Annotated in this window: 12 protein-coding genes; 3 read left to right on the forward strand and 9 right to left on the reverse strand. The window is 62.5% G+C overall.

The features are described 5' to 3' along the window. Positions 1-77 precede the first annotated feature (77 nt). From V7787_RS33370 to V7787_RS33380, 3 genes are all read right to left on the reverse strand, one after another. On the reverse strand, positions 78-848 hold the full coding sequence (locus V7787_RS33370) for a MetQ/NlpA family ABC transporter substrate-binding protein (protein WP_064490889.1): 771 nt from the start codon (positions 846-848) through the stop codon (positions 78-80). Between the two features lie 64 nt (positions 849-912). Further along, a complete protein-coding gene (locus tag V7787_RS33375) occupies positions 913-1,584 on the reverse strand; it encodes a methionine ABC transporter permease (protein ID WP_010951513.1) in 672 nt (223 codons plus the stop codon). Beyond that, on the reverse strand, positions 1,584-2,591 hold the full coding sequence (locus V7787_RS33380) for a methionine ABC transporter ATP-binding protein (RefSeq protein ID WP_003253013.1): 1,008 nt from the start codon (positions 2,589-2,591) through the stop codon (positions 1,584-1,586). Before V7787_RS33380 ends, V7787_RS33375 begins: the two co-directional genes overlap by 1 nt. 227 nt (positions 2,592-2,818) lie before the next feature. Here V7787_RS33380 and katE point away from each other — a divergent pair, with 227 nt between their 5' ends. Further along, positions 2,819-4,954, forward strand: coding sequence for a catalase HPII (gene katE / locus V7787_RS33385; protein WP_064490888.1), 2,136 nt, complete (start codon positions 2,819-2,821; stop codon positions 4,952-4,954). A 68-nt stretch (positions 4,955-5,022) separates the two neighbouring features. Here the strand turns inward: katE and V7787_RS33390 are convergent, their stop codons facing one another. The 4 genes from V7787_RS33390 to zur all read right to left on the reverse strand — a co-directional run bounded on the left by V7787_RS33390 (position 5,023) and on the right by zur (position 7,887). After that, positions 5,023-5,730, reverse strand: a complete 708-nt coding sequence (locus tag V7787_RS33390; RefSeq protein WP_010951515.1) for a PA5502 family lipoprotein — start codon at positions 5,728-5,730, stop codon at positions 5,023-5,025. 126 nt (positions 5,731-5,856) lie between these two features. Beyond that, complete coding sequence (gene znuB, locus V7787_RS33395; RefSeq protein ID WP_003253007.1) at positions 5,857-6,639, reverse strand: zinc ABC transporter permease subunit ZnuB; 783 nt, start codon at positions 6,637-6,639, stop codon at positions 5,857-5,859. Then, positions 6,632-7,405, reverse strand: coding sequence for a zinc ABC transporter ATP-binding protein ZnuC (znuC, locus tag V7787_RS33400; protein ID WP_010951517.1), 774 nt, complete (start codon positions 7,403-7,405; stop codon positions 6,632-6,634). Before znuC ends, znuB begins: the two co-directional genes overlap by 8 nt. Then, the gene (zur, locus tag V7787_RS33405; protein WP_020191160.1) at positions 7,402-7,887 is read right to left on the reverse strand and encodes a zinc uptake transcriptional repressor Zur; all 486 of its coding nucleotides are present in this window, start codon (positions 7,885-7,887) and stop codon (positions 7,402-7,404) included. The genes znuC and zur overlap by 4 nt, the downstream gene beginning before the upstream one ends. 66 nt (positions 7,888-7,953) lie before the next feature. Here zur and V7787_RS33410 point away from each other — a divergent pair, with 66 nt between their 5' ends. Then, complete coding sequence (locus tag V7787_RS33410; protein WP_064490887.1) at positions 7,954-8,862, forward strand: zinc ABC transporter substrate-binding protein; 909 nt, start codon at positions 7,954-7,956, stop codon at positions 8,860-8,862. 112 nt (positions 8,863-8,974) lie between these two features. On the opposite strand, the gene V7787_RS33415 is transcribed toward V7787_RS33410, so the two are convergent. Both V7787_RS33415 and V7787_RS33420 read right to left on the reverse strand, forming a co-directional pair. Further along, entirely contained in the window at positions 8,975-9,925 is a 951-nt protein-coding gene (locus V7787_RS33415; RefSeq protein WP_003252998.1) for a homoserine kinase, read from the reverse strand. 69 nt (positions 9,926-9,994) lie between these two features. Next, positions 9,995-10,282 carry a DUF2782 domain-containing protein gene (locus tag V7787_RS33420; RefSeq protein WP_010951520.1) on the reverse strand — a complete coding sequence of 96 codons (288 nt, stop codon included), beginning with the start codon at positions 10,280-10,282 and terminating at the stop codon, positions 9,995-9,997. 75 nt (positions 10,283-10,357) lie between these two features. On the opposite strand from V7787_RS33420, the gene polA reads away from it, so the two are divergent. Continuing rightward, on the forward strand, positions 10,358-13,105 hold the full coding sequence (polA, locus tag V7787_RS33425; RefSeq protein WP_064490886.1) for a DNA polymerase I: 2,748 nt from the start codon (positions 10,358-10,360) through the stop codon (positions 13,103-13,105). Positions 13,106-13,626 lie beyond the last annotated feature (521 nt).

The following is a 13,626-nucleotide window of genomic DNA, read 5'->3' on the forward strand; positions in this document are numbered from 1 at the left end:
TGGATCGGCGTACGCCTACCTTGTGGGAGCGGCCTTGCGTCGCGAAAGGGCCGCAAAGCGGCCCCGGGGATGTTGGATCAGAACGCCGGAACCACAGCGCCTTTGTACTTCTCGATGATGAACTGCTTCACCGCAGGCGAGTGCAGTGCAGCCGCCAGTTTCTTCATGTCGTCCGAGTCCTTGTTGTCCGGGCGGGCAACCAGGATGTTCACGTAAGGCGAGTCGCTGCCCTCGATGGCCAGCGCGTCTTTTTCCGGGTTCAGCTTGGCTTCCAGCGCGTAGTTGGTGTTGATCAGGGCAGCATCTACCTGGGTCAGCACGCGCGGGATGGTGGCGGCTTCCAGCTCACGGAACTTCACGTTTTTCGGGTTTTCGGCCACATCCTTCACGGTCGACAGGATGTTCTTGTTGTCCTTGAGCTTGATCACGCCAGCCTTGTCCAGCAGCAGCAAGGCGCGGCCGCCGTTGGTGGCGTCGTTGGGGATGACCACGGTGGCGCCGGAGGACAGCTCGTCCAGTTTCTTGATCTTGGTCGAATACACGCCCAGTGGCTCGATGTGCACGCCGGCCACGCTCACCAGGCTGGTGCCCTTGGCCTTGTTGAATTCATCCAGGTAAGGCTGGTGCTGGAAGAAGTTGGCGTCCAGGCGCTTTTCCGCCACCTGCACGTTCGGCTGGATGTAGTCGGTGAATTCCTTGACCTTCAGCTCTACGCCTTCTTTCGCCAGCTGTGGTTTGACGAAGTTGAGGATCTCGGCGTGCGGCACCGGGGTGGCGGCGACGGTAAGGGTATCGGCCTGGGCCGAGAAGGCCGCGACAGCGGCAGCGACAGCAAGCAGCTTCTTCATTGATCACTCCTTGTGAGGGCCGCGACGGCCCCCGAACGGGTCGGCCAGGCCGACCCCATTGGGGTTATTTACGGGAAAAATGCACGACCAGTTTGTCGCCCACGCTCTGCAGGACTTGAACCAGTACCAGCAGCAGTACCACGGTCACTACCATCACATCGGTCTGGAAACGCTGGTAACCGAAGCGGATAGCCAGGTCACCAAGGCCCCCGGCACCCACCACACCGGCCATGGCAGTGTAAGAAACCAGGGTGATGGCGGTTACCGTTATGGCCGCGAAGATGCCCGGACGGGCCTCCGGCAGCAGCGCACTGGTGATGATCTGGCGGGTGGTGGCGCCCATCGACTGGGTGGCTTCGATGATGCCGCGGTCCACTTCACGCAAGGCGGTTTCAACCAGGCGCGCAAAGAACGGCGTGGCACCCACCACCAGCGGCGGGATGGCGCCTGCAACGCCCAGCGAGGTACCGGTGATCAGCACGGTGAACGGGATCATCACGATCAGCAAAATGATGAATGGCAGCGAGCGCAGGATGTTGACCACCAGCGACAGCAGCGCATAGACGCCCTTCTGTTCGAACATCTGCTTTGGCCCGCAGAGGAACAGCAGCACGCCCAGTGGCAGGCCCAGCAGCACGGTGAAGAACAGCGAGCCGAACAGCATGATCATGGTATCGACGGTGGCCAGCCAGATTTCGGCCCAGTCGACGTTGGCAAAGAAATTCAGGGCGTCCATCAACGCAGTACCTCCATATGTACGTCAGCTGCCTTGAAGCGGGCGAACGCCGCTTCCATGTCTCCGCCGATCAGGGCGAGAGTGAGCTGGCCATAGGGGACATCCTTGATGCGGTCGATACGCCCGGCGAGGATGCTGTAGTCCACACCGGTTTCGCGGGCCACGGTGCCCAGCAGCGGCGCGTAGGTGGCGTCGCCCTGGAAGGTCAGGCGTACGATGCGGCCTGGCACGTGGGCAAAGTCGTCGCGCTGCTCGCCTTCGTCGACCTGCTCGTCTTCCTGGACGAAGCGCTTGGTGGTGGGGTGCTGCGGGTGCAGAAACACCTCAGCCACCGAGCCTTGCTCGACGATCTGACCGGCGTCCATCACTGCCACGCGGTCGCAGACACGGCGGATCACGTCCATCTCGTGAGTGATCAGCACGATGGTCAGCTTCAGTTCACGGTTGATCTCGGCCAGCAGTTGCAGGACCGAGGCCGTGGTTTGCGGGTCGAGGGCACTGGTGGCCTCGTCGCATAGCAGGATCTTCGGGTTGGTGGACAGGGCGCGGGCGATGCCGACGCGCTGCTTCTGGCCGCCGGACAGCTGCGCCGGGTACTTTTTGGCGTGGTCCGACAGGCCAACGCGAGCCAGTAGCTCGGTGACGCGCTTGTCGATTTCGCTGCGCGACAGCTCACCGGCCAGGGCCAGTGGCAGGGCGACGTTGTCGGCGACGGTCTTGGAGGCCAGCAGGTTGAAGTGCTGGAAAATCATCCCGACCTGCTGGCGGAAGCCGCGCAACTGGCTGGCATTGAACGCGGTGACGTCTTCGCCGTCGACGATGATCGTGCCGCCGGAAGGTTCTTCCAGGCGGTTGATCAGGCGCAGCATGGTGCTTTTGCCAGCGCCGGAATGGCCGATCAGGCCGAACACCTGGCCATCTTCGATGGTCAGGCTGGTCGGATTCAGTGCGGGGATTTCCCTACCGGCAACGCGGTAGGTTTTATGTACCTGTTGGAACTCGATCACGTAGCGAACCTTGTGGGGCGCATTGAAATTTGGGTCAGCGGTTAGCTGGGGTCGCGCATTTTAGCCTTTTCCCATAGCTGTTCTTAGCATTTATTTCGTCATGCACCAATCCATCGGGCATATCGCGACAACCGGTAATCCTGATTGAACGCTCGGCAACGCCCTCCAGTCACTACTTGGACAAGCCCTGAACGGGCACGCCTTAAGACTGATGAGGAGAGCCGATCATGCCCAGCAAGAAAACGGATGCGCCCAAGCACAGCGAGGCCGCCGGTACCCAGACCCCTGACAGGGCCAACACCAATGCCAAGCTGCAGAGCCTGGAGGCCGACCGCAGCGATGCGACCGGGCAGGCGCTGCGGACCAACCAAGGCGTGCGCATTGCTGACAACCAGAACTCCCTCAAGGCGGGTGATCGCGGACCTTCGCTGCTTGAAGACTTCATCATGCGCGAGAAAATCACCCACTTCGACCATGAGCGTATCCCCGAGCGCATCGTGCACGCCCGCGGTACCGGGGCACACGGGTTCTTCCAGAGCTATGGCAACCACGCCGAGCTGACCAAGGCCGGCTTCCTGCAAGATCCGGAAAAGATCACCCCGGTTTTTGTCCGCTTCTCGACGGTTCAGGGCCCACGCGGTTCGGGCGATACGGTGCGAGATGTGCGGGGCTTTGCTGTCAAGTTCTATACAGATGAAGGCAATTTCGACTTGGTCGGCAACAACATGCCGGTGTTCTTCATCCAGGATGCCATCAAGTTCCCCGACTTTGTCCACGCGGTGAAGCCAGAGCCCCACAACGAGATACCGACCGGCGGTTCGGCTCATGACACTTTCTGGGATTTCGTCTCGCTGGTGCCGGAGTCGGCTCATATGGTCATGTGGGCCATGTCTGACCGCGCCATCCCGCGCAGCCTTCGAATGATGGAAGGCTTTGGCGTGCATACCTTCCGCCTGATCAATGCCGAGGGCGTGGCCAGCTTCGTCAAGTTTCATTGGAAACCACGCCAGGGCGTGCATTCCCTGCTGTGGGACGAAGCCCAGAAACTGGCGGGCAAGGACACCGACTTCCAGCGCCGTGACCTATGGGAAGCCATCGAAACCGGTGACTACCCGGAATGGGAGCTGGGCGTGCAGATTGTGCCTGAGGCTGACGAACACAAATTCGACTTCGACCTGTTGGACCCGACCAAGATCATCCCGGAGGAACTGGTACCCGTCACGCCGCTGGGCAAGATGGTGCTCAACCGCAACCCGGACAATTTCTTTGCCGAGGTCGAACAGGTGGCGTTCTGCCCAGGCCATATCGTGCCAGGTATCGACTTTACCAACGACCCGCTGCTGCAGGGCCGGCTGTTCTCGTATACCGATACCCAGATCAGCCGCCTGGGTGGGCCGAACTTCCACCAGATCCCGATCAACCGGCCGGTAGCGCCGAACCATAACAACCAGCGTGATGCGCTGCACCAGCACGTCGTGCACAAGGGCCGGGCTTCCTATGAGCCCAACTCGATTGACGGCGGCTGGCCGAAGGAAACCCCGCCTGCGGCGCAAGACGGCGGCTTCGAGAGCTATCAGGAGCGTATCGATGCGCACAAGATTCGCCAGCGCAGTGAGTCGTTCGGCGATCACTTCTCGCAGGCTCGGCTGTTCTTCCAGAGCATGAGCCCGACCGAGCAACAGCACATCATCAAGGCTTACAGCTTCGAGTTGGGCAAAGTGGAGCGTGAACATATCCGCGCCCGGGAAGTGAATGAAATTCTCGCCAACATCGACCTGAAGCTGGCAGCGGCAGTTGCGGCCAACCTGGGCCTTCCTGCGCCGAAAGCGGGTACGGTGAAGGTGAAGGGTAGCCAGCTGGCGCAATCGCCTGCGTTGAGCCAGATGAACCACCCAGGTTCGGTGGGTATCAAGGGGCGCAAGATTGCTGTGCTGGTGGCAGATGGCGTGGACGCTGCCAGCGTGGACAAACTGGTCAAGGCCCTGGAAGCGCACAGTGCCCGGCCGATGCTTTTGGGGCCGACCTCGGCGCCGGTGAAGGCGGCGGATGGCAAGCAACTGCCGGTAGCGGCGTCGATGGAGGGGATGCCTTCGATCATGTTCGACGGGATTGTCGTGCCAGCGGGCAAGGCCTCTACGGATGCGCTGGCGGCTAGCGGATTGGCCAAGCACTTCGTGCTGGAGGGTTACAAGCACCTGAAGGCGCTGGTGCTGACCAAGGAATTGGCGAAAGCGTTGGGGCTCAAGGAGGACAAGGGGCTGTTGCTCGGGGATGAGCAGAAGGCAGTGGATGCCTTTGTCAAAGCGGTAGAAGGCCACCGGGTGTGGGAGCGGGAGGCGGCGGCTGAAGCTGTTCCTGCCTGATAACGCCGCTTCGCGGGTAAACCCGCTCCTGCATCGGCCGTGTAGGAGCGGGTTTACCGGCGAAGCTTTTACTGCTGATGCGGGACCAGCACCACCTGCGCCGGCAGCGAGCGCTGGATCTGATGCTTCTGCTTCAGCTCAAACCCACTGTCAATCTTGCGCACGCGCTTTTCCAGCAAAGTCTTCAGCCAAGGCGCATCCTCGGTGCGCGGTACCTGGAATACCACCTCACACTGGTAACTCACCACATCGGCGGCAATGTCGTCCAGTTGGCGGCGCAGCGCACGGCTGTCAGTGGTCTTCAAGGCCACCACGGTACTTGGCGCTGTCGGGTCGATGATGCGTGCCTCGGGCTTGGCCTCGGCGGCTTTCAGCGCCGCTTCAGCCTTTTCCAGCTCGGCCTTGCGGGCCTGGGTCACGGCATCCCCGCCGGTCACCGCTGGCGCCTGCGGCATCAGGGCCCGGGCACGGGCCAGCGCGGTAGCTGCCGCGTTCACATCGCCCTTCTGCAGGACGATCTGGCTACGTTGCAGGTAAGCTTCGGCCAGTTGGCGCTGGTATTGCTCCAGGCGTGCATCATCCGGCGACTGGGCCTGCAGTGCTGCAAGCTGGTCTTCGGCGGTAGCCAGCTCGTTGCTGGCGATGTTCTGTTGCAACTGCTGCCAGGCATCTGCTTGAGCAGGTGCGGTGGCCTGTTCGACCGGCGCATTGGAACAGGCAGCCAGGATCAGGGAAAACGCGGCAACAAGCAGATAACGGGAGGCGAACGGCTTCATTCCTGCGACTCTCTATTTGCGCAAAAAGCGAGCAAGTCTACACCCAGGTGCGCACGCTCGAAAATAGGCCTTACAGACCCTTTACGGGCCGAAGGTTGCAAGGCGTGCCTGCACACGCCTTGCTTTTCAGCGTTTTGGCAGGGCCAGGCTCAGCAAGAATAGCACTGCGGCGCAGACCACGATCGAGGGCCCGGCGGGGGTGTCTTTGAACCAGGACATGGCCAGGCCGCCGCACACCGCGGTGACACCCAGCAGGCTGGCACCCAGGGCCATCTGCTCTGGTGAGCGGGCGTGGCGCTGTGCCGCAGCGGCAGGAATGATCAGCAGTGAGGTAATCAGCAACACGCCAACGATTTTCATGGCAACCGCAATCACCACCGCGATCAGCAGCATCAGCGCCATGCGCAAGCCGGCCACGGGCAGGCCTTCAACCATGGCCAGTTCTTCGTGCACGGTAACCGCCAGCAGCGGCCGCCACAGCGCAGCGAGCAGCAGCAGGACCAGTGCACTGCCACCGAGGATCCAGGCCAGGTCGGTGGTGCTGATGGCCAGCAGATCGCCGAACAGGTAAGCCATCAGGTCGATGCGCACATCGTGCATGAAGCTCAGCACCACCAGGCCCAGCGACAAGGTGCTGGGGGCCAGGATACCCAGGAGGGTGTCTGAGGCCAGCGGCTGGCGTTGCTGCAATGTCACCAGCAGGATCGCCAGCAACAGGCAGCCCACGGTTACCGCCAGTGCTGGGCTGACATCCAGGGCAAAGCCCAAGGCCACACCGAGCAGCGCGGCGTGAGACAGGGTGTCGCCAAAATAGGCCATGCGCCGCCATACCACGAAAGAGCCCAGTGGGCCTGCAACCAGTGCCAGGGACAAGCCGGCAAGCAAGGCGTAGAGAAGAAAATCAGCCATGCTTGCAGTGCTCTCCGTGAACATGGGTGCCAGGGGCGACCACCGAGCCATGCAGGTCATGGCTGTGGTCGTGATGGTGGTGGTAGATGGCCAGGCTCGGTGCGGTCTTGCCGAACAGCTCGACGAACGCCGGGTCACCGCTGACTTGCTCAGGGTGGCCCGAGCAGCACACGTGGCGGTTCAGGCACACCACCTGGTCGGTGGCGCTCATGACCAGGTGCAGGTCGTGGGATACCATCAGCACGCCGCAGCCGTGGCGGTCGCGCAGGCGGGTGATGAGGTTGTAAAGCTCGGTCTGGCCGACCACGTCCACACCTTGTACCGGTTCGTCGAGCACCAGCAACTGGGGTTCGCGCAGCAAGGCGCGGGCCAGCAGCACGCGTTGCATTTCGCCGCCGGAAATAGTCTGGATCGGGCTGTCGATGACCTGCTCGGCGCCCACTTCCTGCAGCGCCGACAAGGCTGCCGCGCGGTCTACGCCGGGCACCAGGCGCAGGAAGCGCAGCACCGACAGCGGCAGTGTGGCATCAACTTGAATCTTCTGCGGCATGTAGCCAATGCGCAGCTTGGGCTTGCGCCATACCTTGCCGCGATGTGGCTTGAGCAGGCCAAGTACGGCGCGCACCAGGGTCGTCTTGCCCGCCCCGTTGGGGCCAATCAGGGTGACGATCTGGCCTGGGGCGACCGACAGGTCGATGCTGTCGAGCACCGCCTCGCCGCCAAAGGTGACGCCGACCTGGTCCAGGCGAATCAGGGCGTCGCTCATGCCGCGCTCCGGCAGTTACCGCACAGGCCGACCACTTCCACGGTCTGGGTCTCGACCGTGAAACCCACGCCTTTGGCGCTGTTGATGATGGCCTCGCTGATGCTGCTCTGCTCGAGCTCGATGGCCACATGGCAAGCCCGGCAGATCAGGAACTGGCCTTGGTGCACGTGCTCGGGGTGGCTGCAGCCGATGAAGGCGTTCAGCGATGCGATGCGATGTACCAGGCCGTTTTCCAGCAGGAAGTCCAGCGCGCGGTACACCGTGGGCGGCGCGGCGCGGCGGCCGTCCTGCTCACTGAGCACAGCGAGGATGTCGTAGGCGCCCAGTGGCTTGTGGCTCTGCCACACCAGCTCCAGCACACGGCGGCGCAGGGCTGTCAGGCGCAGGCCCTGGCGGGTGCACAAGGTGTCGGCTTCAGCCAGTGCGCTGTGTACGCAATGGGAGTGGTCGTGAGGACGGTTGGCCAGCGGTGTGATGGACATGGGCAGCGACGGTTCTGGACAGAGACGTTATTATGTTACCTGTTTCTGAAGATTCGAGTATCCACCGTGTCCCGATTCCTGGCTCTGTTTGTCGCTTTCATCGCATTATCCGCGCAGGCCGACGTGCGTGTGCTCACCAGCATCAAGCCCCTGCAGCAGATTGCCGCTGCCGTGCAGGAGGGTGTTGGCAGCCCTGACGTGCTGCTGCCGCCCGGCGCTTCACCCCACCACTATGCGCTGCGTCCCTCCGACGTGCGGCGGGTAGGCGATGCCGACCTGCTGTACTGGATCGGCCCGGACATGGAGAACTTCCTTGCGCGTGTGCTGGGAAGCCGCAGCAAGGCCACAGTGGCTGTGCAGTCGTTGCCGGGCATGAAGCTGCGCCACTTTGGCGAGGACAGCCATTCCCATGAGGAAGCAGACCACGACGATCATGACCACGATCACCGCCCAGGCAGCCTGGATGCGCATTTGTGGCTATCGTCGGTCAATGCGCGAGTAATCGCGGCAAAAATGGCAGCTGACCTGGCCCAGGTCGACCCGGCCAATGCGGCTCGCTATCAGAGCAACCTGAAGGCCTTCGATGAACGCCTGGATGCGTTGGATGGGCGTATCAAGGCGCGCGTGACCGGTATTGCCGGCAAGCCGTACTTCGTCTTCCACGAAGCCTTCGACTATTTTGAAGCTGAATATGGCTTTAAGCACGCGGGCGTGTTCAGCGTGGCATCCGAGGTGCAGCCTGGGGCGCAACATGTGGCGGCCATGCGCAAGCGTCTTCAGGAAGTGGGCAAGACCTGCGTGTTCAGCGAGCCGCCACTGCGGCCGCGATTGGCCGAGACCCTGACTGCCGGGTTGCCGGTACGCCTTGCCGAGCTGGATGCCTTGGGTGGCACCGATCCGGTGGATGGCAAAGGGTATGAGCGCTTGCTGGAGAAGCTGGGCGGTGACCTGGCAGGCTGCCTGGAGCAGTTGTAAGCCTGTACCGGCCCCTTCGCGGGCACGCCCGCTCCCACAGGGATAAACTCAAACCTTGAGTTTGTCATTGTACCTGTGGGAGCGGGCGTGCCCGCGAAGAAGCAGACGCGGTCTACAGCGCGAACGGCAGGTGCAAAGCCACCTGCTGGCGCTGCGCCAGACGCACTTCGAACTCGCTCGGATCGTGGATCATCACATCCATCCCGGCGAACGACTCGGCCGCAATCAGGCGCGACAGCCAGAAACGCACGCAGCCTACCCGCAACATTTCCGGCCACAGCTCGGCTTCGGCTGCAGTGAACGGCCGTAGCGCCGCATAAGCTGCCAGCAGCGCCTGGGCGCGTGGTACATCCACCGCGCCCTGCTCATCCAGGCACCAGTCGTTCACGGTGATGGCGATGTCATACAGCATCGGCCCGGAGCAGGCATTGTAGAAGTCGATCACACCGGTCAGGTGGGTGCCTTCGAACATCACGTTGTCGCGGAACAGGTCGGCATGCAGGTTGGCCCGCGGCAAGGCCAGGATCTGCGCCTTGTGTGCGCTGATTTCGTCCAGCGCTGGCTGCAGCAATGCGGCTTGCTCCGCAGTCAGGCGTGGCAGTAGCTCGGCACCCGAGGCCAGCATCCAGTCCAGGCCGCGGTCGGTGCGGCGCTCGATGATGTGCTCGCGGGTGGCCAGGTGAATGTGTGCCAGTAGTTCGCCGACCTGGGCGCAGTGCTGGTTGTTGGGTGCCTTGATGTGTTTGCCCGACAGCCTGGGCTGCAGCAATGCCGGCTTGCCGCACAGCTCGCGCAGGCCGTTGCCGTCGCGATCACGAATGGCATAGGGCACCGGCATGTCGGCACCGTGCAGGGTATCGAGCAGCTCGATGAAGAACGGCATGTCCTCGCTGGGCCCGCGCTCGATCAGCGTCAGGACGAACTCCCCCTGTTCGAGGCTGACGAAGAAATTGCTGTTCTCGGTACCGGCGGCAATGCCCTGGAAGTCGAGCAGACGGCCCAGCTCGTACGGCGCCAGAAAGGTTTCCAGCTCAGGCCGGGTCACGGGGGTGAAGACTGACATGATGAAAAATTGCCCATACGGGCACTTCCGCCGGGAAGTGCCGGGTTGATGTGAACGGTGCGCGTCAGCTTACCACTCGAAGATCTTCCAGGACGGAATCAGCATGTCCGGCTGGTCGGATCGAATGAAATTGGCATCAGTGCCATCAGCGCGTACCAGAAAATAAGGCTTGCCGTTTTTCGGCGTGATCTTGATCGCATACAGGAAGCCGTTCTGCCGGTATTCCTGGATGGTTTTATCGCCTTCCGTGCGAATGGTCACCTCGGGATCGGCCGAGGGGGCGTCGTCCGCCGCCAGGGTGACGACAGGCATGGTTGCCAACAGGCCGAGCAGTAACAGGCGATTGAGTGTGCGCATGATAACCTAGTCCCTTTGTCGTCAATGATTCTGGCTATTCTAGCGCCGGACCCGTCGAAAAGGTTGATTCTGCTCATGAGCCAAGCGCCCCTCGTCCTGGTGGACGGTTCCTCCTACCTTTATCGCGCCTTCCACGCGCTGCCACCGCTGACCACCTCCAAGGGCATGCCGACCGGCGCGGTGAAGGGTGTGCTGAACATGCTCAAGAGCCTGCGCAAGCAATACCCCGACAGCCTCTTCGCCGTGGTGTTCGACGCCAAGGGCGGCACTTTCCGCGATGCCATGTTCGCCGAGTACAAGGCCAACCGCCCCAGCATGCCGGACGACCTGCGGGTACAGATCGAGCCGCTGCACGCCAGCGTCAAGGCGCTGGGCTACCCGCTGCTGTGCGTGGAGGGCGTCGAGGCTGACGACGTGATCGGCACCCTGGCGCGCAGCAGCGCCGCCCTGGGTCGCCCGGTGATCATCTCGACCGGTGACAAGGACATGGCGCAGCTGGTGGACGGGCACATTACCTTGGTCAACACCATGACCGGAAGCGTGCTGGACGTGGCTGGCGTGCACGAGAAATTCGGCGTCGGCCCGGAACACATCATCGACTTCCTGGCCCTGATGGGTGACAAGGTCGACAACATCCCCGGCGTGCCGGGTGTGGGCGAAAAAACGGCGGTGGGGCTGCTGACCGGCATCGGCGGCGGTCTCAGCGACCTTTACGCCAACCTGGACAAGGTGCCAGCGCTGGCCATTCGCGGCGCCAAGACCTTGCCGGCCAAGCTGGAGGAGCACCGCGACGCGGCATTCCTGTCCTACGAGCTGGCCACCATCAAAGTTGACGTACCGCTGGATGTGGAGGTCGAAGCGCTGGTGTGCGGTGAACCTGACCGCGAGGCGTTGCTGGCGTTGTACACCGAGATGGAGTTCAAGAGCTGGGTCGCCGAAGTGCAGCGCGATGCGGCCAAGGCTGGTGATGATGTCGCCCCGGCCGTGGAGCCTGCGGCCAAGGTCGAGCCCAAATACGAAACCATTCTCGACCAGGCCCGTTTCGACGCCTGGCTGGAGAAGCTGCGCAAGGCACCGCTGTTTGCCTTCGACACCGAGACCACCGGCCTGGACGCCCAGCAGGCGCAGTTGGTCGGCCTGTCCTTCGCAGTCGAGCCGCATGAAGCGGCCTATGTGCCGCTGGCCCACGATTACGAAGGCGCGCCGACCCAGCTGGACCGCGAGGCCGTGCTGCTGGCGCTGAAGCCACTGCTGGAGGACCCGGCCAAGGCCAAGGTCGGGCAGAACGCCAAGTACGACATCAACATCCTCGCCAATGGCTCCCCTGCCATCGAGATGCGCGGCGTGGCCTACGACACCATGCTCGAATCGTACGTGCTGAACTCCACCGCCACCCGTCATGACATGGACAGCCTGGCGCAGAAGTACCTCGACCACACCACGATCGCCTTCGAGGACATCGCCGGCAAGGGTGCCAAGCAGCTTACCTTCAACCAGATCAACCTGGACAAGGCCGGCCCCTACGCCGCCGAAGACGCCGACATCACCCTGCGCCTGCACCATGCATTGCAGGCCCGCCTGGCACAGACGCCGAGCGTGCAACCGGTGCTGATGGATATCGAGATGCCGCTGGTGCCGGTGCTGGCCAGGATCGAGCGCCAGGGTGCGTTGGTCGATGCCGAGCTGTTGAAAGTACAGAGCGGTGAGCTGGGCGTGAAGATGGCTGAGCTGGAGCTGCGTGCCTACGAGCTCGCCGGTGAGACGTTCAACCTCGGCTCGCCCAAGCAGCTGGGCACGATCCTTTACGACAAGCTGGGCATGCCGGTGTTGAGCAAGACCGCCAAGGGCCAGCCATCCACCGCCGAAGCAGTGCTCGACGAACTGGCCTTGCAAGGCTACCCGCTGCCAGAGGTGCTGATGCAGTACCGCAGCCTGAGCAAGCTCAAGAGCACCTACACCGACAAGTTACCGGGGCAGATCAACCCGCGCACCGGGCGTATCCACACGTCCTACCAGCAGGCCGTGGCGGCCACCGGCCGGTTGTCGTCGAGCGACCCGAACTTGCAGAACATCCCGATCCGCACCGCTGAAGGGCGGCGTATCCGCCAGGCGTTCATCGCCAGTCCGGGCTACAAGCTTCTGGCGGCGGACTATTCACAGATCGAGCTGCGCATCATGGCCCACCTGGCCAAGGACGAAGGCTTGCTGCATGCCTTCCGCAATGACCTGGACGTGCACCGCGCCACAGCAGCCGAAGTGTTCGGTGTGGCCCTGGAAGACGTGACCACCGACCAGCGCCGCAGCGCCAAGGCCATCAACTTCGGCTTGATCTACGGCATGAGCGCCTTTGGCCTGGCCAAGCAGATCGGCGTCGACCGCAAGCAGTCACAGGACTACATCGACCGCTACTTTGCCCGCTACCCAGGCGTGCTGGCCTATATGGAGCGCACTCGCGCCCAGGCGGCCGAGCAAGGCTTTGTCGAAACCCTGTTTGGCCGCCGGCTGTACTTGCCAGACATCAATGCCAAGAACCCTGCCCTGCGCAAGGGCGCCGAGCGCACGGCGATCAACGCCCCGATGCAGGGTACTGCTGCCGACATCATCAAGCGGGCCATGGTCAAGGTAGATAACTGGTTGAGCGAGAGCGGGCTGGATGCCCGGGTGATCCTGCAGGTGCACGACGAACTGGTGCTTGAAGTACGCGAGGACCTGGTGCAGCAGGTGAAAGATGAAATTCGCCAGCACATGAGCCAGGCCGCGCAGCTGGATGTGCCGCTGCTTGTCGAAGCAGGCGTTGGTGCGAATTGGGACGAAGCTCACTGATTGAGCAGGTAAAACTGTGTAGGATCTGCGACGTAGTGACGCGGATCCGAGCACCGCTCAGTGCCGGGGGTGCTTAAGTTTCATGAAACTATCGCAAATAGTTTTATGGGCTTCGGAACTAAACCGGTGAAGCGGAACTCAGAGTAACTGAATGGCTGGTGAAGCCCTTCGATGCTCCTATGTTGTGTTAAGTGTTGGCAGATATCTGGACCCCGCCCTAGCGGTCCGGACTTGGACCCCGAACTTCCCCCTCCCCATACGAAGTCCGGGGTTTTTTTTGCCCGGAATTTGCCGGATGGCTTGTACTGAGCCCCCCGTAGGAGCGGGTTTACCCGCGAATGCAGCGGTGAATTCGACATCGCATTCGCGGGTAAACCCGCTCCTACAACGGCCTGCGCCCAATCACCAAAGCGTGTCCAACCCCGATCAGGTGTAGGAGCGGGTTTACCCGCGAATACGGTAGAGGCGGCAACTGTGAACGGCGGGTGGAGAGCAGGCCCGGCCCTTTCGCGGGTAAACCC

This window comes from Pseudomonas sp. CGJS7 (assembly GCF_036961695.1).

Excerpts from the sequence above, each read along its gene's own strand:
- V7787_RS33390 (WP_010951515.1), bottom strand. The coding sequence starts at position 5,730 with ATGAAGCCGTTCGCCTCCCGTTATCTGCTTGTTGCCGCGTTTTCCCTG.
- katE (WP_064490888.1), top strand. The coding sequence starts at position 2,819 with ATGCCCAGCAAGAAAACGGATGCGCCCAAGCACAGCGAGGCCGCCGGT.
- polA (WP_064490886.1), top strand. The coding sequence starts at position 10,358 with ATGAGCCAAGCGCCCCTCGTCCTGGTGGACGGTTCCTCCTACCTTTAT.
- V7787_RS33375 (WP_010951513.1), bottom strand. The coding sequence starts at position 1,584 with ATGGACGCCCTGAATTTCTTTGCCAACGTCGACTGGGCCGAAATCTGG.
- znuB (WP_003253007.1), bottom strand. The coding sequence starts at position 6,639 with ATGGCTGATTTTCTTCTCTACGCCTTGCTTGCCGGCTTGTCCCTGGCA.
- V7787_RS33420 (WP_010951520.1), bottom strand. The coding sequence starts at position 10,282 with ATGCGCACACTCAATCGCCTGTTACTGCTCGGCCTGTTGGCAACCATG.
- V7787_RS33415 (WP_003252998.1), bottom strand. The coding sequence starts at position 9,925 with ATGTCAGTCTTCACCCCCGTGACCCGGCCTGAGCTGGAAACCTTTCTG.
- znuC (WP_010951517.1), bottom strand. The coding sequence starts at position 7,405 with ATGAGCGACGCCCTGATTCGCCTGGACCAGGTCGGCGTCACCTTTGGC.
- V7787_RS33370 (WP_064490889.1), bottom strand. The coding sequence starts at position 848 with ATGAAGAAGCTGCTTGCTGTCGCTGCCGCTGTCGCGGCCTTCTCGGCC.
- zur (WP_020191160.1), bottom strand. The coding sequence starts at position 7,887 with ATGTCCATCACACCGCTGGCCAACCGTCCTCACGACCACTCCCATTGC.